Source organism: Haloechinothrix alba, from assembly GCF_900188115.1.
In the GTDB taxonomy this organism is placed as follows: domain Bacteria; phylum Actinomycetota; class Actinomycetes; order Mycobacteriales; family Pseudonocardiaceae; genus Haloechinothrix; species Haloechinothrix alba.
Genome location: NZ_FZNW01000017.1, coordinates 44,056 through 69,507 on the forward strand (window position 1 = coordinate 44,056; position 25,452 = coordinate 69,507).

Here is a 25,452-nt window from a genome sequence, read left to right on the forward strand (position 1 = left end):
ATGCTCTCAGGTCTCCGGGTGCGACATGCGCGTGATGGCGTGACGCAACTCAGCCACATCGCCGAGGTGCGAATAGGCGTCAGCTGCACCTGCCAGTCCCTGTAGCTCGGTTAGCAGCCGCTTCGACCTGAGCGAAGCGGAGTCGATGACGGCCTGGTGACCGACCGATAGAGCGTCCTCCGGGTAGCCGGTGTTCATCAGCAGCGTGGCTAGCCGGATACGAGAGAAGGTCCGGGACCGCGGGTAATCGACGCCTTGCCAACGGATCACCTCGTCCAGTCGCCTGGTGGCCAACTCTGGCCTGCTGCGCACCTGAGCGATCGGAATCAGTGCCTTTCCGGTGCTACCGTGATGCTCGGCGGCGTCGTAGTAACACAGCCACGGCGGGTCAGCCGAAGCGTCATGGTCGGCGAAGTGACCGTCGGCGCGGTCGATATCCGCGCAAGCTTCGGCATGCCGGCCTGTGAGCGCCAGGAGTCGGGCCCGGATTGTGGCCAGCATCGCCCGTGCCGTGGCGGTGAGTCGATCCGAGCGCACTTCCGCGAACTCGATCAGCTCCAGGGCGTAGTCGAGTTCCCCCAGGTACACGGCCTTGCGGGCCATATCCGCCAGCGTGTTGGCCCGCAATGACCAGGATCCGCTGGCGTCGGCACACCACAACGCGAAGGCGAAGCAGCGATCGGCAGCTGCGTAGTTGGCGATGTCGAACGCGGAGTACCCGACGACGCCGGCCAGGTTGCCCACGGCTTCGGCCATCGCGAGATGTACCTCCCTCGCGGCGCGGACATCCAGTAGCCGGCCCGCCCAGCGCAGCTGTGCTGTCGCTGCCTCGCATGAAAGGCCGCCGCCGAACAGGTTCTCGGACATCGCCACTGCCTGAGTGGTCGCTCGCACGTGCTCGACTTCGGTCCATCCCAGTCGTGTGGGCACTGGTGTCTCGACGGTGGTGTTGGCCAAGAACTCCGACGGGCTGTCGTGGAGCTCGACGCGAGCCCGCACGTCGAAGGCCTTCCCCGGTGCGGTACCCGAGCGGGGCGGTGATTGGGAGTTACCGCGCCGGGTCGGATAGAAACCCAGGTCAGCATCACTGGCAACGTCGAGAACTGCACGAAGCCCCCACCGGTACGCCGCATTGGGCCAGCGCACCACGCCGCGCTCGTACCGGGCGATCGTGTGCGCGTCCAACTGATGACGCTTGCCCGTGGTCTCCCAGATGTAGCGGTTGACGGCCTCCGCCAGCTCCGCCCGGCCCATCACCTCACCCGGTACCGCGCGGGAAGGCATGGATTCGCGGTAGCTCCGCAGGCGCTCGTTCGGCGTAGCCAACGGACACCCCCTTGTATCACCAGCACAGACATTCAGGCTATCGCTGCAGGCAGACAGTCGCGGCAGATTGCCCCACTGTGCCCCGCAACATGCCCTGCCGGACCACGTCGATATCTCCGATAGTGACAGGCATGTCACCGAACGCCATGCCTCACCACCCCCGGTCGCAACGAGCCAACGACCGAAGAGGTGCCCGCGAGGTAAGCACGAACGGCGGGCACGTCGTACTCGGTCGCGAAGAGTGGCAAGCGATCCTCGATGCTCTAGGGGGCCACGACACGCAGCGCGACGAAGCGTACGACGCACTGCACCGCCATGCTCCGGCAACATGGTTCGACGCTGAGGAGGACACATAGTCATGGCATCCTCCGGAACCTGGCAGACGGTGTGCCAGCAGCGCCACTTCGTGACGCGGACGTTCTGGGACAAGGGCACGATCGTCGCCGTCACCGCCTGCGGGTGGCTGATGCGGCGGACCGCCTATGACGTCCGCATGCGTGACGCGACTGTGTGCATATCATGCGCGAGCCTCGATAACTCTCACCAGCACTCCGCCGGCGCGAGCTGAGTCGATGCCTCAGTGCGGAGCGCCTGATCGGAAAAACCTGTCGAGTGCATTTCGAGAAGTCGTGTCGTTCCTCGACGAGGACCTGCAGCCGCGCTCAGGAGTCGCCGGTCGCGGACGGGAACCGGGGCTCGCGTTTCTCCCGCAGGGCAGCGGCGCCCTCGGCGACGTCGGGACCCATGAACGTCAGCATCTCGTAGGCCGCGGACTGGTCAAAGATCGGCCCGGCCGTCCTGAGCCAGTTGTTCAACGCTCGCTTGGTCCAGCGGATCGCCGTCTGGGAACCCGTCGCGAGGGTCTGCGCGACGTTCAGCGCCTCGTCGAGTACCTCCTCGGACGGCAGTGCCTTGGCGACCATGCCGAGCCGCTCCGCTTCGGCGCCGGTGAGCATCTCGCCGGTGAGCAGGTAGTAGCGGGCTTTCGCCATCCCGGCCAGCAGCGGCCAGATGATCGCGGCGTGATCGCCCGCGGCCACCCCGAGCTTGACGTGGCCGTCCCCGATCCTGGCGTCGGTGGCACAGATGGCGATATCGGCCAGCAACGCCACCACCGTGCCGGCGCCGACGGCTGCCCCGTTGATCGCCGAGACGATCGGTTTCTCGCAGCCGACCATGTTGTAGACGAGATCACTCATCTCGGAGAGCATGTGCGAGACCCGGTCGTAGTCGCCGGTCATCCGCTCCACCATGGCCAGATCGCCACCGGCGGAGAAAGCCTTACCGGCACCGGTCACCACGGCCACCCTGGTGTCCGGATCGGACGAGACATCCGCCCACACCCTGGCCAGCTCATGGTGCATCCGCTCATCGGCGGCGTTGTACTTCTCCGGCCGGTTCAACGTGATCAGCAGGACCCCGTTGTCGCGGCGCTCGAAACTCAACTGCTCGTACTCGGAAAACGTCACGATGGCCGACCTCCTCGGGTGATCGAATCTGGCACTGCCCCCAGTCTGCCCCACCTCGCCAGGGCATGGTTGCATCGCGCAAGGCAGGGAACCCCTGGTCGAGGTGCACGGTCGCGGTTCGCCGGAGGGTGCCGTGCGCACTACGCGGCGGGACGGTAGCGGCTGATTCCTCGTCTTACCTGTCGGCCCAGGCGTTCCACTTGCTCATGGCGGCTTCTTGCTTGCGTTCCAGGACGCTCGGCGTGACGCTGTCGTCGAGGGGTTGGGCTTCGGTGGCGGATCGCCAGGTCGTAGTACTCCTGGGCCACCTCATCACCACCCGCGCGCACCCCAACCCCCGACCAGTCACAGAAATATCGATATGTCACTACATAGCGTAGCGAGGTCGGCTGCGGGCGATTAGCTACCGATCGGTGTCGGTGCAACCGCCCGCCGCGCGTTACGTGTTCTGCACCACTCGTCCCGGTTGCGAACCGATAACCAGGTATCTGTCACACAGCGCGTATCCACGACGATGTTTGAGTAGCGACGGCGAGCAGTGGCCGGACCCCTACCTGTCACTCAATCCGAACTTCGCCCCGGGCGACACGGTCGATGAGCTGGTCAACGAGCGCCTGCTGCACCCCGAGTGCGAGCGCATCTTCCGGATCAAGCGCGCTCCCGCCGACCCGGGCATGGAGGGGCTGCACCTGTACCGCCACCAGCGCGAAGCCATCGAGACGGCGAGCACCGGCCAGAGCTACGTGCTGACGACGGGAACCGGTTCGGGAAAGAGCCTCGCCTACCCTATCCTGATCGTGGACCGGGTTCTGCGCGGCCGCGATTCGGGCGGCGCGCGCAAGGGCATCAAGGCGACCGTCGTCTACCCCATGAACGCGTTGGCCAACAGCCAGCGCAGGCACATCGTTGACGCCGGGGCGCAACGTCGAGCCTCACAGCTGTATGGGGCGTGACGACGACATTGCGATCCACTGCCACGCTTTCGATGACTCCACGCGGCACCACAATCCCTCGGCGGTTCCCATCGGCACACGAGTGGCGCCAACGGTAGTATGTGGTGGGCAGGGAGGTGTCGAGAGTGATTGAGCGCCCAGCTATTGACCATGACAAGCTGCAAGAGATCTGCGCTCGCTATGGCATCGCCTCACTGGAAGTCTTCGGCTCGGTCGCTCGTGAGCAGGAAACCTCGACCAGCGACCTCGACGTGTTGTACGAGCTGAAGCCCGGAGTTCAGCTGGGTTGGGAGATCGAGGATCTCAACCAGGAACTCACGGAGCTGTTCGGGCGCGAAGTCGAACTCGTCGCCAAGCGCGCACTGCACCCTCTGTTACGAGACACTGTGCTTGGTGAGTCGAGGCTGCTGTATGCGGCGTGATCGGCTGTACGTCGCGGAAATGATCGATGCCGCGGAGCAGGCACGTGCACTCGTTGCGGATATAGAACTCGCGGAGCTCGAACAAGACAGGCAGCGCCGCGACGCGCTGCTGTGGAACTTCACCGTACTGGGAGAAGCCGCGAACGCCGTCTCAGTCGATCTGAAGGAAGCCCACCCGGAAGTGCCCTGGAACCGACCAGCTGCCACACGCAATCGCATCGTCCATGGCTACTGGTCAATCGATCTCAGCATCCTCTACACGACCGCGCGCGAGTCACTCGAAACGATGATCAAGTCGTTGCGCCAGGTACAACAGGAACTTGAGTCCGAGTAGCCAGCGGAACAGCGTCGCGCCAGCACCTCGACTGCCAGCTTCGGGCGGCCACGTCGGTGGTCGTGGCCGCGGAACACTCCTGGTCCATTGCCTGAGTACAGTCGTAGGTGTCAGCTTCCGCGAGCCTCGCCGCCTCACGCTCGTCAGGGGCTCTCCGCGACCGGCAAAGGGCGTGTTCCACACGGGTCGGGTAAGCGTTCGTCCTGCTCAGCGTCAGACGTCTATGGCACGATCTCGCATATGACCAGATCAACCTCGGCGCAGCGCCTGACCGACCTCGCCCGGCTGCGGCGCGTTCGCGACCGGATCGACCGGGACTACGCGCAGCCCCTGGACGTCGAGGCGCTCGCCCGGGGCGTGAACATGTCATCCGGGCACCTCAGCCGTGAGTTCCGGCGCGCCTACGGCGAGTCGCCGTACGCCTACCTGATGACACGGCGCATCGAACGAGCCAAGGCGCTGCTGCGTCGTGGCGACCTCAGCGTCACCGAGGTCTGCTTCGCGGTCGGCTGCTCGTCGCTGGGCACCTTCAGCACTCGCTTCACCGAGCTGGTCGGTGTGCCGCCCAGCACCTACCGGAGCCAGGCGGCGCGCGCGATGGCAGGGCTACCGCCGTGCGTGGCGAAACAGGTCACCAGACCGATCAGGAATCGAGAAGCGCCTGCCGCGAACCTCACCTAGCGTGATCGCCATGGACATCAGAATTCACGCGAGCTTCCTTCCACACAACGACCCGGACACCTCCCTGGCTTTCTACCGCGACACCCTCGGCTTCGAGGTGCGCGGCGACGTCGGCAACGGCGAGATGCGCTGGATCACGGTCGGGCCCGCCGATCAGCCCGACACCTCCATCGTCCTGGAGCCGCCTGCCGCGCCGGGCACCGGCATCACGGACGACGAACACCGCACGATCACCGAGATGATGGCCAAGGGCACCTACGCAGGCGTCAACCTGGCCACCTCCGACCTCGACGGCACCTTCGCGCGGCTGCAGGCCAGTGACGCCGAGATCATGCAGGAGCCGACCGACCAGCCGTGGGGCGTTCGCGACGGCGCCGTCCGCGATCCCGCCGGCAACATGATCCGCATCCAGGAGCTGCGCTGAGCCGTCCGGCGACCGCTGCCATGACCTGCCCGATTCTGGTTGGATCGGGCTGGGGTGACGGCAGCGGCGCCTGCTCATGCGGGCCCGCACAACAGAGGGAGACACGATGGGCACGGCCTCGAGGGTGGATACGCAGTCACCTGCGCCGCACGTTGCCGACAGCCACGACCTGATCCGGGTGCACGGCGCGCGCGAGAACAACCTCGCCGACATCCATGTCGATATCCCGAAGCGCAGGCTGACGGTGTTCACCGGTGTGTCCGGCTCTGGTAAGAGTTCGCTGGTGTTCGGCACGATCGCCGCGGAGTCGCAGCGATTGATCAACGAGACCTACAGCGCCTTCCTGCAGGGTTTCATGCCGACGCTGGCGAGGCCCGAGGTCGACATCCTGGACGGGCTGACGACGGCGATCATCGTCGACCAGGAACGCATGGGGGCCGACGCCCGCTCCACGGTCGGCACCGCCACCGACGCCAACGCGATGCTGCGCATCCTCTTCAGCAGGCTCGGGCAGCCGCACATCGGCCCACCCAGCGCGTTCTCGTTCAACACCGAGTCGGTCCAGGCGTCCGGGATGATCAAGAGGGGCGACGGCAAGGCCGAGAAGGCGACCTACACCCGCACGGGCGGCATGTGTCCGCGCTGCGAAGGCCGGGGCGCGGTCACCGACTTCGACCTGTCGCAGCTGTACGACGACAGCAAGTCACTCAACGAGGGCGCGCTCACGATCCCCGGCTACAGCATGGACGGCTGGTACGGCCGGATCTTTCGCGGCTGCGGATTCTTCGACCCGGACAAGCCGATCCGCAAGTTCACCAAGAAGGAACTGCACGACCTGCTCCACAAGGAGCCGACCAAGATCAAGGTCGACGGAACCAACCTGACGTACGCCGGGCTGATCCCGACGATCCAGAAGTCGATGCTCGCCAAGGACCGGGAGGCGATGCAGCCGCACATCCGGGCCTTCGTGGATCGTGCTGTCGTATTCAGCACCTGTCCCGACTGCGACGGTACCCGGCTCAGCGAGGCCGCCCGGTCGTCGAAGATCGAGGGTGTCAGCATCGCCGACGCCTGCGCGATGCAGATCAGCGACCTGGCCGAATGGGTGCGCGGCCTGGACGAGCCGACCGTCGCGCCGCTGCTGACGGCACTGGCCGGGACCCTCGACTCGTTCGTCGAGATCGGGCTGGGCTACCTCAGCCTCGACCGGCCCTCCGGCACGCTCTCGGGTGGCGAGGCCCAGCGCACCAAGATGATCCGCCACCTGGGCTCGTCGCTGACCGATGTCACCTACGTCTTCGACGAGCCCACCATCGGCATGCACCCCCACGACATCCAGCGGATGAACGACCTGCTGCTGCGGCTGCGGGACAAGGGCAACACCGTGCTCGTCGTGGAGCACGAGCCGGAGACGATCGCCATCGCCGACCACATCGTCGACCTCGGCCCCGGAGCAGGCACGGCGGGCGGCACGGTCTGCTACGAGGGCACGGTCGACGGGCTGCGCAGCAGCGGGACCATCACCGGCCGCCATCTGGACGACCGGGCCACACTCAAGCAGGAGGTGCGCGAACCAACCGGCACGCTCGAGATCCGCGGCGCGAACGCGCACAACCTGGCCGACGTCGACGTCGACATCCCGCTCGGGACGCTCTGCGTCGTCACCGGTGTGGCCGGCTCCGGCAAGAGCTCGCTCATCCAGGGGTCGCTGTGTCAACAGCCGGGGGCCTCCGACGCGGGGGTCGTGTCGATCGACCAGGGCGTGATCCGCGGCTCGCGGCGGAGCAACCCGGCCACGTACACCGGGCTGCTCGATCCGATCCGCAAGGCGTTCGCGAAGGCCAACGGCGTGAAACCCGCGCTGTTCAGCGCCAACTCCGAGGGCGCCTGCCCCAACTGCAACGGCGCAGGGGTCATCTACACCGACCTCGCGATGATGGCCGGCGTCGCCACTACCTGCGAGGAGTGCGAGGGCAAGCGGTTCCAGGCATCGGTGCTGGAATACCGCCTCGGCGGCAGTGACACCGGAAAGGACATCAGCGAGGTGCTCGCGATGTCGGTGACCGAGGCCGAGAGGTTCTTCGGTGCGGGCGAGGCGCGTACGCCGGCGGCGCACCGGATCCTCGAGCGGATGGACCAGGTGGGACTGGGTTACCTCACCCTCGGGCAGCCGCTCACGACACTGTCCGGCGGCGAGCGGCAGAGGATCAAGCTCGCCACACACATGGGCGACAAGGGCGGGGTCTACGTCCTCGACGAGCCCACCACGGGCCTCCACCTCGCCGACGTCGAGCAGCTGCTCGGCCTGCTCGACCGGCTCGTCGACTCCGGCAAGTCGGTCATCGTCATCGAGCACCACCAGGCGGTCATGGCGCACGCCGACTGGATCATCGACCTCGGCCCCGGCGCCGGACACGACGGTGGCCGGGTCGTCTTCGAAGGAACACCGCAGCAGCTCGTACGTTCCCGCGCCACCCTCACCGGCGAGCACCTCGCCGCCTACATCGGCGGCTGACCGGTCCCCGCCGGCACCGTCCGGTAACGCACTCGGGTGAGAACGAGTGTACGGTCGCCACGCCTCGATTCCCCTGCGCGTAGCGCTACGTACGGTCGCACCGTAGCGTCGACAGGAAAGTCGTGACGACAAGCACGTACCGGATCTCCGGGCTCGACCGGTGAGGAGAGTTCATGTTCCCCGAAGACCTCGGCAGTTCGTTCGAGCCGCTCGCGGTTGTCGCGGTGAGTTCGCTCGCGATCTACCTGGCGCTGATCGCGTACTCACGCCTGGCCGGATTGCGCTCCTTCGCCCAGATGACCAACTTCGACCTCGCCGCCACGGTGGCGTTCGGCTCGATCACCGCGACCACGGCGGTGAGCACGAACACGTCCCTGTTGCAGGGGTTGCTCGCTCTCGGTGTGCTGTTCGCCGTGCAGGCACTGATCGCGCGGATGCGCAGGTACCGCCCGGTCGAACACGCGGTGGACAACCGGCCCATGTTGCTGATGTGCGGCTCCGAGGTCCTTGCGCACAACCTGGCGAAGGCCCAGATGACCCGCGACGACCTGAACTCGAAACTGCGCCTCGCCGGTGTGACACGGGTCGAGCAGGTGCGAGCGGTGGTTCTGGAAGCCACCGGGGAGGTCTCGGTGCTGACCGAGGTCCCGGACGGCCGCACACTGGAGCCCGAGCTGTTCGCCGGAATCGCGGGCGAGGAGTGGCTGACCTCCACCGGAGGGCCCGCAAACAGCGACAGCGCGTAAGCGACCCGAGCGGGAGGAGCAACCTTCCATGACCGCTGTAAGGACCACACGATGACCGAACGAGAAACCCCAGGCAACGGGGCCGGGGCCGAAGGCGCAGGCGGCGGTCCCGATGTCGACACCAAGGGACGGCACGCGCACATACGAGACGACGAGGTCGAGGGCCTGCTCGATCACATCGTGCGGCGAGGCCGTCCCCGATTGTTCCGCTCTGTCCTGGAACTGCTGGCCAGCGGGATCATAGCGGGGATCGAGATCGCGCTCGGCGTGCTCGCGTACCTGGCCGTCAAGGAAGCCACCGGTAGTCCCCTACTGGCGGGCATCGCCTTCGGCGTCGGCTTCGTCATCCTGCTGCTCGGCAACAGCGAACTGTTCACCGAAGGCTTCCTGGTGCCCGTCACCGTCGTCGCGGCCAAGGAGGCCACGTGGTGGCGGTTGGTCAAGTTCTGGCTGGTGACACTGGTCGGCAACCTCATCGGTGCCTGGGGCATGATGTGGTTGCTGATGATCGGGTTCCCGGATCTGCGGCACACGGCGATCGATACCGGGAGCACGTTCGCCGAGGCCGCACTGACGCCGGAAACGTTCGTACTGTCCATTCTCGCCGGCAGCACGATGACACTGCTCACGCGCATGCGTATGGGCACGATCAACGACGTCGCCCGGATCCTCGCTTCATTCGTCATCGGCTTCATCGTCGCGGGCATGGAGATGTTCCACGTCATCCTCGATACGTTGTTCATCTTCGGCGGCATCCATGCGGGAGCGGAGTACGACTACGGTGCGTGGATCGCATTCTTCGGTTGGTGCACGCTCGGCAACATCATCGGTGGGCTGGTGCTGACCACCTTCATGCGGTTGATCCGCAGCCACGAACGTCTCCTGGAATGGCGCCGCAAGGAACGCCCGGAGCCCGTGCGGACCAACCCGTAAGCCCGGGCGTACCGGCGACGAGTGTGCCCGATACGGGCCGGTTCGCTACCGGACCGACGTGATCAACCGGTCCACGGACGGCGCCTGCCGTCGTGAACGCCGGTACCGTGGGTCCGGTGCAGCGACCGTCACGCGCGGCCCATGACGCTGAACCCGGAAGGTGCTTGTGATGAGCGTCGAGTTCCTGCTGACCTCCCTTGTCGTGGTGGCCGTCCCGGGCGCGGGCGTGCTCTACACGCTCGCTGCAGGCCTCTCACGCGGAGGTGGCACGAGCGTGATCGCGGCGGTGGGTTGCACGCTGGGTATCGTGCCGCACATGGTCGCTGCCCTCACCGGTCTGGCGGCGTTGCTGCATGCCAGCGCGGTGGCGTTCCAGGTGGTGAAGTACCTGGGCGTGGCCTACCTGCTGTACATGGCGTGGTCGATGTGGAAGGCGAAAGGGACGCTCACGGTGGACACTGAGACCGCTCCCCGCTCGGCGGTCAAGGTGATCATCTCGGGAATCTTGATCAACATCCTCAACCCGAAGCTCGCCCTGTTCTTCCTTGCCTTCCTGCCACAGTTCATCAGCCCCACCGAGCCGCACGAACTGCTGCGCATGGCGGAGCTGAGCAGCATGTTCATGCTGCTGACATTCGTGGTCTTCGTCGCGTACGGGCTGGCCGCTGCCGTGGTGCGGTCGTGGGTGATCTCCCGTCCCCGCGTGATGACCTGGATACGCCGCAGCTTCGCGGGTGTGTTCGTCGGTCTGTGCGCCCGCCTGGCGTTCGCCGATCGGTGAAGGTTCGGCCGCCGGCCCGGCACCGTTCACCGCGTACGTGCAGTCGTGCCGGTGATGACCCGGACCCCGGGCATCACGGCGTCACCGGCAACCGCACCACCACGGTCGCGCCCTGGCCGGGTTCGATCCTGATCGAGCCGCCGTGGGCCTCCACCAGTTCGCGGGCGATCGCGAGGCCGAGCCCGGCGCCGCCGGAGCTTCGTTCCCGTGCGGAGTCGCCGCGCTCGAACATGTCGAATGCCCGTTCAGCGAGGTCGGCCGTGAAGCCGGGTCCGCTGTCCGCCACGGTCAGCACCCCCTGCGAGTCCTCAGCCGTCACCGACACCCGGACCACACCCGCCTCCGGGCTGTGCCGTACCGCGTTGTCCAGGAGGTTACGCAGCACCCGGTCGATCGCCTGCGGGTCTCCGGTGGTCCGCACCGAGTCCACAGCCGCCAGCTCGACGGTGACGTCGGAGCGCGCGGCCAGCGGGGCCACCCCCTCCACGGCGCCCTCCGCGATCTCGGGGAGATCGAGCGCCATGCGGTCGAGACGCATGTCGCCTGCCTCCAGCCGCGTCAGCATGAACAGGTCGTCGACCATGCTGCGCAGCAGCTCGACGTCGGCGGCCATGGCACGGAGGTACCGGTCGGGCTCGGCCGCCACACCGTCCTGGATCGCCTCCACCGCGGCACGCAGGCTCGCCAGCGGTGTACGCAGGTCATGCCCCACCGAGGCCAGCAGCCGCCGCCGCGCCTCCTCACCGCGGGCACGGTCCCGCTCGTAGCTCGCCAGCTGGTCGACCATCCTGTCGACCGACGCCGCGACCTCACCGACCTCGTCACGGCGATCGATGCCGGTGCGCATCGTCAGATCCCCGCCTGCGACGCGCCCGGCCGTATCGGCCAGCTCGCGCAGATCCCTGGTCAACGACCCGGTGACCGCGATGGCAAGCAACACTCCCAGCCCGGTACCGAGGGCGAGCGCGGCCAGCACCAGACGCATGTCGGCAGGGTCGAGGAGCATCGCCCTGGCAGAGGCAGCCACCACGACACCGGCGCTGACCACGGCGGCGACCGCTACGGCGAGAACCGTCCAGCGCAGCGACGGCAACCGGCGATGCACCCTGGTCAGCCACCAGCCGAACGGTACGGCCAGCAGCGCCACCGCGGCGAACACCCCGTAGAGCGTGACCCGCTCGCTCGTCGTGGGCCGCATCGCCGCCTCTCCAACGCCGAGCGCGAGACCGGTGGCGACGGCGGCGAACGCGGCGAGCACCCTCACGGTTCGAATCGGTACCCCACGCCTCGGACGGTGACCAGCCGCGCCGGGCGGCTCGGGTCGGGTTCGATCTTCTGCCGCAGGTGCCCGATGTGCACGGTGACGGTCGCGGGGTCCTGCCACTCCGGCGCGGAGTCCCACACCTGCTCGAGCAGCTGCCTGCGGGTGAACACGCGCCGTGGCGAGCGCGCGAGAAACGCGAGCAGGTCGAACTGCCTGCGCGTCAGCTCAACGGGCGCCTCCGCCACGCGCACCTCGCGCGTGGCCTCGTCGATCACGAGCTCACCGAACCGGACGGCCCCCGGCCGGGGCTCGGTCGCGACGCGGCGCAGCACCGAGCTCACCCGAGCGGCGAGCTCGCGCGGGCTGAACGGTTTGACGACGTAGTCATCGGCGCCCATCCGCAAGCCGTCGACGCGCTCGGCCTCGTCACCCCGGGCCGTCAGAACGATGACAGGGACATCGCTGCGCGCCCGTACCTCCCGCAGCACGGTCAGGCCGTCCACAGCGGGAAGCATCAGATCGAGCACGACGAGATCGCACGGCCGGTGGTCGAGCTCGTGCAGCGCGGCGGCACCATCCGCGACCGCCACCACCGTATGCCGGTCCTGCTCCAGGTAACTGCTCACCACCTCGCGCACCATCGGCTCGTCGTCGACCACGAGCACGTGGGCAGCACCCACCTCAGTGCCTGTCTGACTCGCGAGGGTCATCTCGATCGGCTTCCTGACGAGCGCTCATCCGTGGTGTAACGCGAAGCTTGGCGCGCCGCTGCACCTCATCGTATGGGTGGGACGCGGGCGAGAACAGCGTTCGTGCGCCGCTTTCGCCAGACTTAATCATCGCTTGCGCGCCGGATTGTTCTCGTCGGGTGGACTGCTGGTGGGCAATCGCGGACACCTTCCAGGCCCGCACCGATCGACTCTCCAAGGAGGTCCACCGTGACGGTTCGCACCAAGCTCGTAACGTCGTTGCTCGCGGGGCTGCTCGCCACCGGCGTCGGCGCCTGCGACGACACCACTGAAGGCAACGGCGATGAGATGGACGATGGCGGCACCGGGAACAGCGAGATGACCGAGGACATGAACGACGAGATGGAGGACGATGGCACCAGCGGCGACGACATGAACGACGAGGACATGAACGACGGCGAGATGAACGGCGAGGACGAGATGGAGGAGGACGGCGGGTGAGCCCCGTGCTGACTTCCCGGGCCGGCACGCGCACGATCCCGGCGACCGCCGGGATCGTGGCGACCGGTCTCGCCGTCGGCGTCGCCGAGCTCGCAGCGGGGCTGCTGCCCGGTGGTGCCTCACCGTTCGTCGCCGTCGCGGAGCGGATCATCGAGCTGACGCCCGGCCCTGCCGTCGAGCTGGCGATCAGCGTGTTCGGCGGCGCCAACCGGCTGGTTCTGTTGCTGTGCATGGCGGTGGGACTGCTCACCGCGGGGGCGCTGGTCGGTATCGGTGCGGCAGCACGCCGGTGGTTCGGCCCGGCGGCGCTCGGGGCCATCGCCGCACTCGGCATCGCCTCCGGACTCGCCACCCCGGCCCTGCCTGTCCTCGTCGCCGTCGCCGCACCCGCCGCTGGCTGGGGCCTCGGTGCCGGTCTCCTGCAGGTGCTGCTCGGACGGCGCGCGGCAGGTCGCGCGGGGGCCGGCGAGCACGCCGATGACCTGCCGGACGAGGATCGGGCCCACCGGGACGAGCCGGAGCGGCCGCGCCGCTCCTTCCTCGCCGTAGCCGGTGCGGGAGCCGTACTGGCCGCGGCGAGCGCAGGCGGCGGCCGGTACCTGCAACTGCGCGATGCGGCGCGGCGCGCCCGCACGAACATCCGGCTTGCCCGACCGGCCACGCCGCTCCCGCCGCCGCCGGGTACCGCGTCCTTCGACATCGACGGCCTGGCGAGCCTGGTCACCCCGAACGAGGACTTCTACCGCATCGACACGGCCTTCACCGTGCCGCGCCTCGATCCCGACAGCCACGCGGTGCGGGTCACCGGGATGGTCGACACGCCCCTCGAGATCGGCTACCGCGAGCTGGTCCGAGCTGCCGACACCGAAGCGGACGTCACGCTGGCGTGCGTGTCCAACCAGGTCGGCGGGAGTCTCGTCGGCAACGCCCGCTGGCAGGGCGTTCCCCTGGCCGAGGTGCTCGATCGTGCCGGTGTGCACCCCGGGGCGACCCAGATCGTCGGTCGCGCAACGGACGGTTGGACCGGTGGGTTCCCCGTCGAGGCCGCCTATGACGGGAGGCCCGCGCTGATCGCTGTCGGGATGAACGGCGAACCGCTTCCCGAGGAACACGGGTTCCCCGCGCGGCTCGTCATCGCGGGGCTGTACGGGTATGTATCCGACACCAAGTGGCTGGCCGAGATCGAGCTAACGACGTTCGAGGCCTACGACGCCTACTGGATCCCACGTGGGTGGGCCGAGCGCGCTCCTATCAAGACCCAGTCCCGCATCGATGTGCCGCGCGAGGGCGCCGAGGTGAACGCAGGACCCGTGACTGTCGCCGGGGTCGCGTGGGCCGGTGTCCGGGGGGTCGAGACCGTCGAGATCGCCGTCGACGGCGGCGACTGGCGCGAGGCGCGCCTGGCAGGCGAGCTCGCCCGCACCACCTGGCGCCAGTGGGCGTACGAGTGGGACGCCACCCCGGGCCAGCACCGCATCCAGGTACGCGCCACCGACGGCACAGGCCGGACGCAAACCGGCGAGCGAAGCGGCACCCTCCCCGACGGGGCGACCGGACACCACACCATCGAGGTGACTGTGGCGGGGTAGGCAGTGTCGTACCAGGCGGGGACGTCAATATCGCGGTCGTGGCGCGGTGCCGAGGAGCGTTCCCGTGTCCGGGCCACGCTGCCAGCCGGACCGGTCAGCGGCATTGCCCGCTGGTCAGCCGCGCCGCCACGGGCTGGCGGTGGGTGAAGCGCAGCTTGAGTTCCTTCATCTGGCGTCGCCATGCCAACTTGGCCCGTTCGAGGCGTCGTTGGCGAAGCGCACGGTACATCTCGACGGTGGGGCGGGCGCCGCCCGCCGCCGGTTCGTAGCCGTACCGCTGCAGTCTCTTGCCCGCGGCGTACTCGATGAGGGCGATCTCCTCCCCGCTGAGTTCTTGTTCCCAGCGTCGGCTCGTGTCCGCGCTGACGGGCTGGTGCAGCTTCCAGTGATACGTGCTCGATTCGGGTATGTCGTTGTGCTCGTGGTACGACAACGCTTCCGCGATGCCGTCCTCGGACAGCTGGAGGAACGAGCACACGTTCGTGAGTGTCTCCTCCGGCCGGCTCACCAGGTCCTCGTAGCGGATCTCCAGCAACTGATCGCGGGCCAGCCGCCTGCGCCACGCGTCGGCCGCACGTTGCGAACGCTCCCATAGCTCGGCAACGGGGACGACGTCGCCCCCGTACCAGTCCAGCCTGCGCATGGACGCGACCGCGGCTCGCGGGTCCCGGACGATGTTGACGAACTGGGCATCGGGAAACATCGCGAAGATCGCATCGAGATACTGGACGTACATCGGGCGTTTGTCGCCCCAGCGCTGCTTGCCCTGCTGTTCGGCATACATCAGGAAGCAGGTGCCGAGCAACGAGCCCACCGTCGGTGGCGCGGCGACGAGCCGATCGATGGCGCGCTGCGGTTCGACGCCGACCCGGCCCGGCCGGGTGGCCTTACGGGTGAAGATCCAGCGCGCCAGCTTTCTGCGATTGCGCTCGGCACCGAGATCGCCGAATCGTTCCCGGCGCCGCCACGTCTCCAGCAGGAACCGGCTCTCCCGTGGCATCGCCAGCTCGGGGTGGTTGTTCAGCATCGTCCGGAGCAGCGTCGTGCCGGATCGCGGGCACCCTCCGACGAACACCGGTCGGTCGGGCGCGCCGGCGAACGGCGACAGAGCTTCCGAGGTCATTTCGCCGGCGTGACTTCCAGTCGTCGCAGACACGGCCACTCCTCCTCATCACGTCATGAGGTCTGGCACGGTACACCCGGTGGCACCATCCTGCACCGTCGTGCCTGGCGCAGCCGTCTGCCGTGCGCCACCGAACCGGACGCTGTGACCATGCCTGCGGAACGCCATTGGCCGGCGTCGACCTTCGCGGTCCCGGACGGGCCGGGCGAGCACACATCAGTCAACGGATCCCATTCCGCTCAGGCCGGTCCGAAACGCCGTCGGAGTCGCGCCGGTAGCTGCCCAGCCGCCCCTCTCAGCGGCGACCCCCGTGTGAGCGCCTCCGGCCGCAGCGCAGAATGAGGTCCCTAGGGGGTGGGCTTCCGGGGCCACGGGAGGAGGAACTATGTACCGTAGCGCACGAACTGGGCGCCGGCGGCGAACGGCATGCTACCGGCCGACATGTCCCGCGCCCAGCGCGTGTGGCGTCGATGCTGCCACAGAGACCGTGCGGGGGTGTGGGCGTATGCCCGGCAGGCATACCGGGGACGGTGCCATCGGACGGCGCAGCGTGACAGCAGGCCCACTGGTGGCGCTGATCACGCTGGCCGCGGCGCTGGTGGCGACGCACGTGGCGGATGTGCCGCTGCGCGATCCCGACGGCGTCGCCAGCCGACGCCTGGTGTTCGTCGTCGGGCTCGCGCTCGGGCTGGTGGCGCTCGATGTCGTCGTCCGCGCGTCTGTCCGGTCGGCGACGAGAAGGCCGTCCCGCGCATCGATGCGCGCGGTGCTGCGCCAGCGCTGGGGCTGGTACCGCAGCGTGGCCGTGGGCGTCGCCCTTGTCAGCTTCTACGTGACATACCTGGGGTATCGCAACATCAAGAGTGTGGTTCCCCTGTTACGGCCGGGTGACCTGTTCGACGACGAGCTCGCGGAACTCGACCGTGTCCTGTTCGCCGGCCACGATCCTTTCGCGCTGTTGCACTCGATACTGGGTACCGGGCCCCAGTCACATTTCCTGTCGCTGGTGTACCTGTTCTTCCTCGCCTTCGTGCCGCTCTCGCTGGCGTGTGCGCTGGTGTTCTCACGAAACCTACGAGGTGGGCTGTTCTTTACGACGGCCCTGTCGATCAACTGGCCGCTCGGGGCTGCGGGCTACGTCCTGCTTCCCGCGCTGGGCCCGATCTACGCGACGCCGGTCGCCTTCGCCCACCTGCCCGGATCCCACGCATCGGACCTGCAAAACGCCCTTCTCGACGAGCGCGTCACGTTCCTGCACAACCCGCAGGGTGACGGCACGGCTCAGGCGATCGCTGCGTTCCCCTCCCTGCACATCTCAATACTCTTCACGGTCGCGATGGCAGCGCACCTGCTCGGGCTGACACGAAACGTGCGGATCGCCCTGTGGGCACTCCTGGTGGCCTCGAGCGCCTCCACGATCTACCTGGGCTGGCACTATGTCATCGATGGCGTCGCAGGCGTGGCCATCGGCCTCGCAGCGCTCGGCATCGCCCGCCTGCTCACCGGCTTCGTCGGGGACACCACGGCCCGCCGCCGTCTCGGGCCGGACCACGCGTCCACTCGGGCGATACCGGGTCGGGGCACGCGTCATGCACCGGACACGCACGGGGACCGCGAGGGTCCGACGGCCTCGCGCACGGACGGATCGGTCCGGTCGTAGTCTGCGCGATCGCCGTAGCCAATCGTGATGAATTTCGCCATCCGGGCATCTCCTTGTCGGCATGGGTCTCGCCGTCGGCGTGGGTCCAGTTGCCGGGCGCGCCCCGGTAATCGCTGCGTTTTCGGCGGGCAGGCCAAAGGAATCCCAGCCGATCGGATGCAGCACGTCACAACCACGCTGCATCCAGCAGCGGAGCACCGCGTCCAGTACATACTGTTCACGCGACAGATCCCACGAGTGCGCGGTGGACGAAGGCTGCGAGTTTGTCGCGGTCGGGCTTCTCGTCCCTGAGAACCACTTGCATCTGCAGCCCACATGTCAGGGTGCCGAGCATGCGACCGGTTACCGAGTCGGTGCGGGCAATGAACGACTCGGCGAATGCGTCGTCCCACGCGGCTGCCGCGGGGCGGAGATCGGGGCGATGCAGCGAGACAGTGTAGAGATTGTGCTCGGCGATCGTGTATTTCCGTTGTTCGGTTGCGGAGGCCACGACGAAATCCGCAAGTGCGGTGGGCAGGGCAGCATCCGGGGGAAGCTCCTGCTCCCATTCCCGCAACTGGGCCACACTACGGCGCGCTACCTCGTCCATGGCCGCCCTGACGAGCTGGTCGAGACCTGTGAAGTAGTAGGTCGTGGAGCCCAAAGGCACGTCAGCGGCTTCGGCCACCTTGCGGTGCGTGAGCGCTTCGACGCCGTGTTCGGCGATCACCGTGATGGCCGCACGCACGATCCGGCCAGGCCGGCCGGGATCGTTCTGACCCCGCCCCCGCTTGCGCGTAGTCGCCCTGTCCGTCGACATGCCTCGTCTCCTCGTTACGCCTGGATCAACGAAACTTCCAAAGCCTGGACATTCGTGTCAAGTTCGATACCGGCGTCACGCAGCTACATCGGTATCGACACACTCACCGGAACAGACCCGTAAACACGCGAGGGCCGGTACGAGACGGGGTCACTCGAACCCGACAGCGTCCAGGCCGGGAACGCATCGTGCATGGATGACATTGTTGCTGCGCATTATATAACCTTGTTATGATACGTTGGCACGTATGGGCACGACTGGCGATGTCGGCACGGACATGCGGTCGCAGCTGGTGGCGGCCGCGGTCTCGCTGCTGGCCGAAGAGGGCCCGGGAGTGATCCAGGCCCGTCGGCTGGCTCGCGAGGTGGGCGCGTCCACCATGGCGGTCTACCACTATTTCGGCGGCATGCCACAACTGCTGACAGCGGTCCGCGAAGAGGGGTTTCGGCGGCTCGACGCCCGTCTCTCCGAAGTTGCGATCACCGATGACCCCGTCACCGACATCGGCCGCCTCGGGCTGGCCTACCGGCAGGTCGCCTGGGAGAACCCGCACCTCTATGACCTGATGTTCGGCCTGTCGACACCGGGCGGGTACCGGCCGGAAGCACACGCTCCGCCCGCAGAAAGCGACGGGAGTAGTTCCCAACGCGCCTATACCCACCTTGTCGACGCTGCGGCCCGTGCCATACGCGCCGGCCGGGTCCGCGAGCAGGACCCCGACAGTGTCGCGGCGCAGTTCTGGAGCGTTCTACACGGCTACGTCACCCTCGAGCTGTCCGGCCACCTCGACCAGCTCGATGGGCTCAACCAGGTGCTCATTCCTATGGGAATCAACCACCTCGTCGGGCTCGGCGACGCCCCCGAAGACGCCACCAACTCACTCGAGCGCATCAACACTGCGAACGCCGAGTCGTAACGCCGGCCTACCGATAACCGGACGGCAGGATACGAGAGGGCGTCAGTGCTGCGGACCGTGCCGTCACGATGGAGGGAACGGGGCTTCGTCCTGCGAGCACGTCGTGCCGGCCGGTGGGAGGGTCCCGGACACCAGGTAGTCCTCCACGCGCGCAGCGACGCACGCGCTCTCCCCCAGCGCGCCATGACCCCAGCCGTCCAGCGTCAGCATGCGGGAGCCTTCCCGCAACGTGTTGAGCATCCGCGCCCCACTGATCGGGGTTGCGGGGTCGTGCCGATGAGCAACCAGAAGCACCGGAGCGGACGTGTCCGTCGCGAATGGCCCCCGGTACGCGTCATCCGACGACCCCGGCCACTGCGCGCAGACAGAGGACCGCCAGCTCCACATCCGGCCGAATCCCGGCGCCTCGCGGTCAGCCCGGTCGGCGGCGGCGTGCCACGCCCGCGGGTGCGCCGGGTTGGCGCTGTCGGCGCAGATGATCCCCTGGGTAACCGGGGCCAGTTCCAGGCGCTCACCACCGACCCTGGTCGCTGGACCGCTGTCGAGCTGCCGCTGAAGTCGTGCGAGTGCGGCGCCGGCGCTGCTCTGCCGCTGCGTATCGCCGAACATGTCGTCATATGCCGCGCCGATGAACCGCATCAGCGGCAGATACGACCCGACACTGCGCAACGCGCCATCCGCGGTGGTCACCACGTCCTGGTACCGCAGCATCGTGCCGTCGACGTCAACCGGGCCGCGCTCGAGACGGTTCATGATGCGCTGCCACTTCGCCTCGGCCTCCCCCGCAATCGGGCACCGCTGCTCGCCGACCCGGTCGCACTCGGCGAACGCGCTGGTCAGCGTCTGCCATGCACCTCGAGCGCTCCCCCACCGTGCCGTGACCGGCTCCCGCGGATCGCCCTCGTCGTGTCCGGTCGCGTACCCGACGGGGTCGATGACGCCGTCTACCACCATGGCGCTGATCCGGTTCGGGAACATCGCGGCGTACGTCGCACCGAGGTAGCTACCGTAGGAGATGCCGTAGTACGTCAGTTGCTCCTCCCCGACGGCCTGCCGGATCAGGTCCATGTCTCGCGCCGTGTCGGCGGTGGTCATGTGGTCGATGATCGGGTCGGCATCGGTGGCACAGCTGCGCCGCACGTGCCGGTCGTACCGCAACCACTTCTCTTCCTGCGGCCGGGTAAGCGGAAACGCCCACGGCGGGGCCTCGGTCGCTCGCCCGCCAGACCGGCCGCGGCACCGCAGCGGCGAGCTACCCCCGACACCGCGCGGGTCGATGCCCACCACGTCGAACCGCTCGAGGACGTCCGGCGGGAGGTTCTCCTCGTACCACGGGACGGCGTCCACGGCTGAGCCCCCGGGGCCGCCCGGGTTCACGAACAGCGTGCCGACGCGCGCTTCAGGCGTACTCGCCGGACGTTTCGCGAGCGCGAGCTCAGTCGTCGTGCCGCTCGGGTCGTCGTAGTCGAGCGGCACACGAACATTCGCGCAACGTAGGCCGTCTTCACACGACTCCCACGTGACGTCGGGAACGGGCACGTCGACCTGGGCGGCCGACTCGACGGGCGCGTCGGACGCACCGGGTGCCGGGGATGCGTTCGCCTCGCGCGGAACGGTGTGTACAGCACCGACCGCCATCGCCGTCACGAGCCCCGCGATCACTATACGTTTCGTCATGGAAGGGAGGTTGCCGCCACAGGACCGACGGTGTCCGTAGCGTTGGTGCCCGAGTTGGGGTGCACCTAACTGCACCCCAACTCGGGCACCAACGTCATTGGGGCGTGCCCGGCTCATCCCTAGTCTGAGCGCATGGCAGCAATGACATCGGTCGGCGACCGGCTGAGCAGTGCACCCGCCGCGGCGTTACGCGCACTCTGGTCGGCGCGGACCTGGCGGACCACCACGCACCTGGTCACCGGGCTCGTCATCGGACTGGTGAGTTTCGTTGTGGTGCTCGTGCTCGTAGTCGTGACGTTGGGCCTCGCCCCGACCCTGATCGGCGCTGCGCTCGCGCTGGGTTTGCTTCTGGTGATCAACCGTGCGCTCACATCCTTGCAGCGGTCCCGGTTCGCCGCGTTCCTGGATCTGCGGATCCCGCGGCCAGAGCCATCGACGCATGCCGGGCCGATGGTGCACCGCATGCTGCACAAGCTCCGAGCAGGCAGCACCTGGCGGCAGCTCGGATACCACGTGCTCGCGGGGGTCTTCGGCGTTCTCGCCGGGGGGATCGCGATCACCGTGTGGTCTGGCGGGCTGGCGCTCGCACCAGCGATCATCTACGGGCAGGCATGGGACGGAACCGGCCTCGCCGGGGCGGCGAGCCTGACCGTCGCGGGGCTGGTGCTGCTGTTTGCCGCACCGTGGGTCGCCCGTACCCTGGCCGCGGCGGACGCGGCGATCGCCCAGGCGCTCCTGAGTACCGAGTCCACCGAGGAGCTGACCCAACGGATCGCCGCGTTGGCTGCGAGCCGGGAAGGCGCGGTCGATGCCGCGGACGCGGAGCGCCGACGGATCGAGCGCGACCTGCACGACGGCGCGCAGCAGCGGTTGACCTCGCTGGCGATGAACCTCGGCATCGCCCACGCCGGCCTCACCGACGCCCCGAAACCCGCGAAGGACGCGATCGCCCACGCGCACGCCGAAGCCAAACAGGCGCTGGTCGAGTTGCGCGAGCTGGTGCGCGGCATGCACCCCGCAGTGCTGGACGACCGCGGCTTGGACGCCGCGCTCTCGGCGCTCGCCGCACGGTCGCCGGTGCCGGTGCGGCTCGACGTGCACGTGCCAGAGCGAGCCGCCCCGGAAGTCGAAGCGGTCGCGTACTTCGTGGTGTCCGAGGCGCTCACCAATGCCACCACGCACGCGGACGCCTCCCGCATCGACGTCCACGTCGGGGCCGTCCAGAACCGGCTGCACGTCACAGTGACAGACGACGGCAGCGGGGGCGCCGATCCCGCCCGCGGCACCGGGTTGCACGGCCTGAGCAAGCGCATGCGCTCCGTCGACGGCACGCTGTCGATCGACAGCCCGACCGGCGGACCCACCACACTCACCGCGGAGATGCCATGCGCGTTGTGATCGCCGAAGACTCCGTACTGCTCCGCGAGGGCTTGGCGAGGCTCCTGCAGACCGCTGGCATCGATGTCGTCGACACCGTCAGCGACGCCGATGCATTGCTGCGCACGGTCGAGGAACACCGCCCGGACCTCGCCGTCATCGACGTGCGCATGCCCCCCGACCACACCGACGAAGGGATCCGCGCTGCGCTCGTGTTGCGCAGGCAGGCACCGGACATGGCGATCCTGATGCTCTCGCAGTACGTCGAGGAGCGTTATGCCCTCGACCTGCTTGCCGGGGAGACCAGCGGAGTGGGATACCTCCTCAAGGACCGCGTCGCCGATGTCACAGAGTTCCTCGACGCGCTGCACCGGATCGAGGCAGGCGGCACGGCGCTGGATCCCGAGGTGGTGTCCCAGCTCCTCGTCCGCCGCCACGGCGACCCCCTCGACCGGCTCACGGCCCGCGAGCGGGACGTGCTCGCACTGATGGCCGAGGGCCGATCCAACGCCGGCGTCGCCGACGCGCTCGTGCTCAGCGACAGCGCCGTCGCCAAGCACATCAACAGCATCTTCACCAAGCTCGACATCACCCCGACCGACAACAGCAACCGCCGGGTGCTCGCCGTCCTGCGGTTCCTCCGAATCAGAGAGGCCGAAGCATGAACGACTCCGGAGCCACCGCACGTGCCTCCACGACCGCGCACCGCAGGTGGCGCGCGGTCTGGTTCACCGCAGGTGGGCTGCTCACAGTCGCCGCCCTCCTGCTCGGATCGCTCGGCGTCGTCTCTGCCTGGGCTGTCGTGGAACGCCCGTTCACCGAGACCGAGACCTCGAGTGAGACTTACTCCCGGGCTGCCGCGCACCTCGACCTCGAGATCGAGCGCGGCCAGGCACACGTCACCGGGAACGACGCCGATCGGGTGGAGGTCCAACGCGAACTCACCTGGTCCAACAGCCGACCCACGGTCGACGAGACCTGGGTGGGCGACACGCTTCGCGTCCGCACCGAGTGCACGAACTCGTTCCCCCGCTGGATCGCCGAAGCGTGTTCCATCGGCTACTCGGCACGGCTACCGCGCGCCGCGGCCGCCGACATTCGCGCGACCACGGGGAGCATCGACGTACGCGCGCTGGACGGTGAGCTCACGTTGACGTCCATGACCGGGCCCATCACCGTCGATGACACCGCGGGTTCACTCACGGCACGAACGAACACCGGCGATATCACCGGCTCGAACCTCGGTTCGGCGGAGGTCGACACAAAGGTGAGCACGGGCGACACGGAGCTGCGGTTCGCCGAGGAGCCGCGCCGGGTCTCGGCTGTGGCGACTACCGGGTCGGTCACCATCGAAGTTCCCCGCGGGGTAGACCCGTACCAGGTGGATGTGCATACCAGCACGGGCGATCAGCGGGTCGACATCGCGCAGGATCCGCGTGCTGCGCGGTTTATCGATGTACGCACCACCACCGGTGACGTGCACGTCCGCTATTCCTCGTAACGCCATGGCCGGAGCCGTCGAAACGGATGCTCGGGCCGCGTGGCTCGTGCCGTGACAGGTCTGTCCGAGAAGCGGCGCGACCAGCCCCGACACGCCGTCCCACCCGGGCAGCCATACACCACAGCAGTGGACGCGAACGGCCGCACCCGAGCCGCTGCCTGCCCCTAGAGCCACCGTGGCAGGGTGGGCACCACGCCGTCTCGGTGCAGCTCGTTGGCGCTCGTACGTCCGGTGAGCCAGCCTGCGATGCGGCAGGCCGGACCGCTCAGCACTGCGCTCGGGGTTTCCGCTGCCGGCCCGAACCGCACCGGCGGGTGGCCGTGCGGCCGCAGTTCGATCGCGGTATCGATCCGGGAGGACATCCACGACGCCACGTCGCGCACCAGCGCTTCGGCGATGTCGTCGGGAAGGTCGTCCATGGCAACACCTGCGTCCAGGTCCAACACGTGGAGCCACAACTCACGGGTGCGCATCCATGGCACCTCGGACGCGGGTATGTCACGGCCCTGCGCGCTGGTCACCCGCGCCGACCACCCGTGTTCGGTCAACCGTGCCGCTGCCTCGGCGAATCGGCGTCCGGACTCGGCCAGGTCACCGGCTTGCTCTCCGAGCGGGCGCTCCGCCCCGGCCTCGATCTCGGTGTCCCGCTGATGCCGGGAGGAATACATCGGCGCCGGGTTTCCGGTCCGCGCCCACTCCAGCAGGTTGACCAGCGCATCAGCGTTGCGCGCGAGGTGCGTGATCACGTGCCCCCTGCTCCAGCCCGGCAGCGCCGAGGGCAGTCGTACATCGTCGTCCAGCGCGGCTACGGTTTGCTCGACGAGTCGCTGCCCGTCGTGGACCCATCGCAGCGCTGAGCTCACCTCGGGAGGCCACGCGTCCCCGCGAGCCTGAGGGTGCTGGGAGGATTCGTTCGCTCTCCCGCCGGTATCGCTCACGAAGTGCCCTCCTTCACGCAACGATTCACGCACGGGCCCAACCCGTCGATGACCGTGCGCACCACATCGCCGTCTGTCAGGAACGTCTTCGGGTCACGCGCCGCGCCGACACCGCCCGGTGTGCCGGTCGCAATCATGTCACCGGCCCGCAACGTGGTGAACCGGCTGATATAGGAGACCAGATCGGCCGGCCGGAACAACAGGTCCGACGTACGGCTCGACTGCATGACCTCCCCGTTGACCTCACACGTGATGGCTAGATCAGCGGCATCGTCGACCTCGTCGGGGGTGACCAGCCACGGTCCGACGGGGGTGCTGGCCTCGAAGGCCTTGCCCTGCAGCCATTCCACGGTCCGCCACTGCCAGTCGCGCATCGAGATGTCGTTGAGCACGGTGTAGCCGGCGATCGCGGATGCTGCCTGTGCAGGGGTGACGTGGCGGGCGGAGCGTCCGACGATCACGGCAAGTTCGGCTTCCCAGTCGACCTCGTCGCTGACGTCGGGCAGGGCGATGTCGTCGTGTGCGCCCAGCAGGCTGTCGACGAACTTGGCGAACAGCGTGGGGTACGTGGGCAGTTCACGCCCCATCTCGAGTATATGGGTGCGGTAGTTCAGGCCCACGCAGATGATCTTCGACGGGTTGACAACTACGGGGGCGTACTCCACGTCGGCCGTTGCGAATCGCCTCCCCCCTGTTTCTCCGGCCGTCGTGCGCCAGTCCGGTTCCGCCAGTAGCGAGCCGACATCCGGGGCACCGAGTTCTACGGCGTGCTCCCCGTCGATCCGTACAGCGACGGAGCCGCCCGGGGTGCGAATCGTGGCGAGTTTCAACGTG

26 protein-coding genes are annotated in these 25,452 nt (G+C 68.0%); 17 read left to right on the plus strand and 9 right to left on the minus strand.

Annotation, left to right across the window (positions count from 1 at the left end; translation table 11 throughout):
• Positions 1-6: 6 nt before the first annotated feature.
• Positions 7-1,326 (minus strand): NsdA family TPR-like regulatory protein, encoded by a 1,320-nt coding sequence (locus CHB84_RS16480; RefSeq protein ID WP_245818785.1) that lies wholly within the window; start codon positions 1,324-1,326, stop codon positions 7-9.
• A gap of 358 nt (positions 1,327-1,684) precedes the next feature.
• Between CHB84_RS16480 and CHB84_RS16485 the strand changes: the two genes are divergently transcribed.
• The gene (locus tag CHB84_RS16485) at positions 1,685-1,894 is read left to right on the plus strand and encodes a hypothetical protein (RefSeq protein ID WP_089302524.1); all 210 of its coding nucleotides are present in this window, start codon (positions 1,685-1,687) and stop codon (positions 1,892-1,894) included.
• A 94-nt stretch (positions 1,895-1,988) separates the two neighbouring features.
• Here CHB84_RS16485 and CHB84_RS16490 read toward each other — a convergent pair whose 3' ends face one another.
• Positions 1,989-2,795: an enoyl-CoA hydratase/isomerase family protein gene (locus CHB84_RS16490; RefSeq protein ID WP_089302525.1), complete on the minus strand. Its 807-nt coding sequence runs from the start codon at positions 2,793-2,795 to the stop codon at positions 1,989-1,991.
• Between the two features lie 518 nt (positions 2,796-3,313).
• Here CHB84_RS16490 and CHB84_RS16495 point away from each other — a divergent pair.
• The 9 genes from CHB84_RS16495 (at position 3,314) to CHB84_RS16535 (ending at position 10,584) form a co-directional block, all read left to right on the plus strand.
• Positions 3,314-3,748 carry a DEAD/DEAH box helicase gene (locus CHB84_RS16495; RefSeq protein WP_245818786.1) on the plus strand — a complete coding sequence of 145 codons (435 nt, stop codon included), beginning with the start codon at positions 3,314-3,316 and terminating at the stop codon, positions 3,746-3,748.
• A 125-nt stretch (positions 3,749-3,873) separates the two neighbouring features.
• A complete protein-coding gene (locus CHB84_RS16500; RefSeq protein ID WP_217898593.1) occupies positions 3,874-4,170 on the plus strand; it encodes a nucleotidyltransferase family protein in 297 nt (98 codons plus the stop codon).
• A 19-nt stretch (positions 4,171-4,189) separates the two neighbouring features.
• Entirely contained in the window at positions 4,190-4,504 is a 315-nt protein-coding gene (locus CHB84_RS16505; protein ID WP_217898594.1) for a HepT-like ribonuclease domain-containing protein, read from the plus strand.
• A 240-nt stretch (positions 4,505-4,744) separates the two neighbouring features.
• The gene (locus tag CHB84_RS16510; RefSeq protein ID WP_089302528.1) at positions 4,745-5,185 is read left to right on the plus strand and encodes a helix-turn-helix transcriptional regulator; all 441 of its coding nucleotides are present in this window, start codon (positions 4,745-4,747) and stop codon (positions 5,183-5,185) included.
• A 10-nt stretch (positions 5,186-5,195) separates the two neighbouring features.
• Complete coding sequence (locus tag CHB84_RS16515; protein ID WP_089302592.1) at positions 5,196-5,609, plus strand: VOC family protein; 414 nt, start codon at positions 5,196-5,198, stop codon at positions 5,607-5,609.
• A 106-nt stretch (positions 5,610-5,715) separates the two neighbouring features.
• Positions 5,716-8,124 carry an ATP-binding cassette domain-containing protein gene (locus CHB84_RS16520; protein ID WP_089302529.1) on the plus strand — a complete coding sequence of 803 codons (2,409 nt, stop codon included), beginning with the start codon at positions 5,716-5,718 and terminating at the stop codon, positions 8,122-8,124.
• 173 nt (positions 8,125-8,297) lie between these two features.
• Entirely contained in the window at positions 8,298-8,870 is a 573-nt protein-coding gene (locus CHB84_RS16525; protein ID WP_089302530.1) for a DUF421 domain-containing protein, read from the plus strand.
• A gap of 51 nt (positions 8,871-8,921) precedes the next feature.
• Positions 8,922-9,803, plus strand: a complete 882-nt coding sequence (locus CHB84_RS16530) for a formate/nitrite transporter family protein (protein WP_089302531.1) — start codon at positions 8,922-8,924, stop codon at positions 9,801-9,803.
• Between the two features lie 169 nt (positions 9,804-9,972).
• Complete coding sequence (locus tag CHB84_RS16535) at positions 9,973-10,584, plus strand: LysE family translocator (protein ID WP_089302532.1); 612 nt, start codon at positions 9,973-9,975, stop codon at positions 10,582-10,584.
• 73 nt (positions 10,585-10,657) lie between these two features.
• On the opposite strand, the gene CHB84_RS16540 is transcribed toward CHB84_RS16535, so the two are convergent.
• Both CHB84_RS16540 and CHB84_RS16545 read right to left on the minus strand, forming a co-directional pair.
• On the minus strand, positions 10,658-11,848 hold the full coding sequence (locus CHB84_RS16540; protein WP_089302533.1) for a sensor histidine kinase: 1,191 nt from the start codon (positions 11,846-11,848) through the stop codon (positions 10,658-10,660).
• The gene (locus CHB84_RS16545; protein WP_089302534.1) at positions 11,845-12,558 is read right to left on the minus strand and encodes a response regulator transcription factor; all 714 of its coding nucleotides are present in this window, start codon (positions 12,556-12,558) and stop codon (positions 11,845-11,847) included. Before CHB84_RS16545 ends, CHB84_RS16540 begins: the two co-directional genes overlap by 4 nt.
• A gap of 228 nt (positions 12,559-12,786) precedes the next feature.
• Here CHB84_RS16545 and CHB84_RS16550 point away from each other — a divergent pair, with 228 nt between their 5' ends.
• The gene (locus CHB84_RS16550; protein WP_089302535.1) at positions 12,787-13,038 is read left to right on the plus strand and encodes a hypothetical protein; all 252 of its coding nucleotides are present in this window, start codon (positions 12,787-12,789) and stop codon (positions 13,036-13,038) included.
• A complete protein-coding gene (locus CHB84_RS16555) occupies positions 13,035-14,627 on the plus strand; it encodes a molybdopterin-dependent oxidoreductase (protein ID WP_217898596.1) in 1,593 nt (530 codons plus the stop codon). The genes CHB84_RS16550 and CHB84_RS16555 overlap by 4 nt, the downstream gene beginning before the upstream one ends.
• A 94-nt stretch (positions 14,628-14,721) precedes the next feature.
• Here CHB84_RS16555 and CHB84_RS16560 read toward each other — a convergent pair whose 3' ends face one another.
• Complete coding sequence (locus CHB84_RS16560; RefSeq protein WP_089302536.1) at positions 14,722-15,750, minus strand: sulfotransferase family protein; 1,029 nt, start codon at positions 15,748-15,750, stop codon at positions 14,722-14,724.
• 505 nt (positions 15,751-16,255) lie between these two features.
• On the opposite strand from CHB84_RS16560, the gene CHB84_RS16565 reads away from it, so the two are divergent.
• Entirely contained in the window at positions 16,256-17,410 is a 1,155-nt protein-coding gene (locus CHB84_RS16565) for a phosphatase PAP2 family protein (RefSeq protein ID WP_176440002.1), read from the plus strand.
• A 217-nt stretch (positions 17,411-17,627) separates the two neighbouring features.
• On the opposite strand, the gene CHB84_RS16570 is transcribed toward CHB84_RS16565, so the two are convergent.
• Positions 17,628-18,209 (minus strand): TetR/AcrR family transcriptional regulator, encoded by a 582-nt coding sequence (locus CHB84_RS16570; RefSeq protein WP_089302538.1) that lies wholly within the window; start codon positions 18,207-18,209, stop codon positions 17,628-17,630.
• Between the two features lie 247 nt (positions 18,210-18,456).
• On the opposite strand from CHB84_RS16570, the gene CHB84_RS16575 reads away from it, so the two are divergent.
• Positions 18,457-19,125, plus strand: coding sequence for a TetR/AcrR family transcriptional regulator (locus CHB84_RS16575; RefSeq protein ID WP_245818787.1), 669 nt, complete (start codon positions 18,457-18,459; stop codon positions 19,123-19,125).
• A 63-nt stretch (positions 19,126-19,188) separates the two neighbouring features.
• On the opposite strand, the gene CHB84_RS16580 is transcribed toward CHB84_RS16575, so the two are convergent.
• Entirely contained in the window at positions 19,189-20,802 is a 1,614-nt protein-coding gene (locus tag CHB84_RS16580) for an alpha/beta hydrolase (protein WP_176440003.1), read from the minus strand.
• 132 nt (positions 20,803-20,934) lie between these two features.
• On the opposite strand from CHB84_RS16580, the gene CHB84_RS16585 reads away from it, so the two are divergent.
• Genes CHB84_RS16585 through CHB84_RS16595 form a run of 3 tightly spaced genes read left to right on the plus strand, consistent with a single transcriptional unit; the run spans position 20,935 to position 23,680 of the window.
• Positions 20,935-22,200 carry a sensor histidine kinase gene (locus tag CHB84_RS16585; protein ID WP_217898597.1) on the plus strand — a complete coding sequence of 422 codons (1,266 nt, stop codon included), beginning with the start codon at positions 20,935-20,937 and terminating at the stop codon, positions 22,198-22,200.
• Positions 22,188-22,844: a response regulator transcription factor gene (locus CHB84_RS16590; RefSeq protein ID WP_089302541.1), complete on the plus strand. Its 657-nt coding sequence runs from the start codon at positions 22,188-22,190 to the stop codon at positions 22,842-22,844. Before CHB84_RS16585 ends, CHB84_RS16590 begins: the two co-directional genes overlap by 13 nt.
• Positions 22,841-23,680 (plus strand): DUF4097 family beta strand repeat-containing protein, encoded by an 840-nt coding sequence (locus CHB84_RS16595; RefSeq protein ID WP_089302542.1) that lies wholly within the window; start codon positions 22,841-22,843, stop codon positions 23,678-23,680. The genes CHB84_RS16590 and CHB84_RS16595 overlap by 4 nt, the downstream gene beginning before the upstream one ends.
• 164 nt (positions 23,681-23,844) lie before the next feature.
• On the opposite strand, the gene CHB84_RS16600 is transcribed toward CHB84_RS16595, so the two are convergent.
• Complete coding sequence (locus CHB84_RS16600; protein WP_176440004.1) at positions 23,845-24,543, minus strand: maleylpyruvate isomerase family mycothiol-dependent enzyme; 699 nt, start codon at positions 24,541-24,543, stop codon at positions 23,845-23,847.
• Positions 24,544-24,614: 71 nt separating this feature from the next.
• The gene (locus tag CHB84_RS16605; protein WP_089302544.1) at positions 24,615-25,448 is read right to left on the minus strand and encodes a fumarylacetoacetate hydrolase family protein; all 834 of its coding nucleotides are present in this window, start codon (positions 25,446-25,448) and stop codon (positions 24,615-24,617) included.
• Positions 25,449-25,452: the final 4 nt, after the last annotated feature.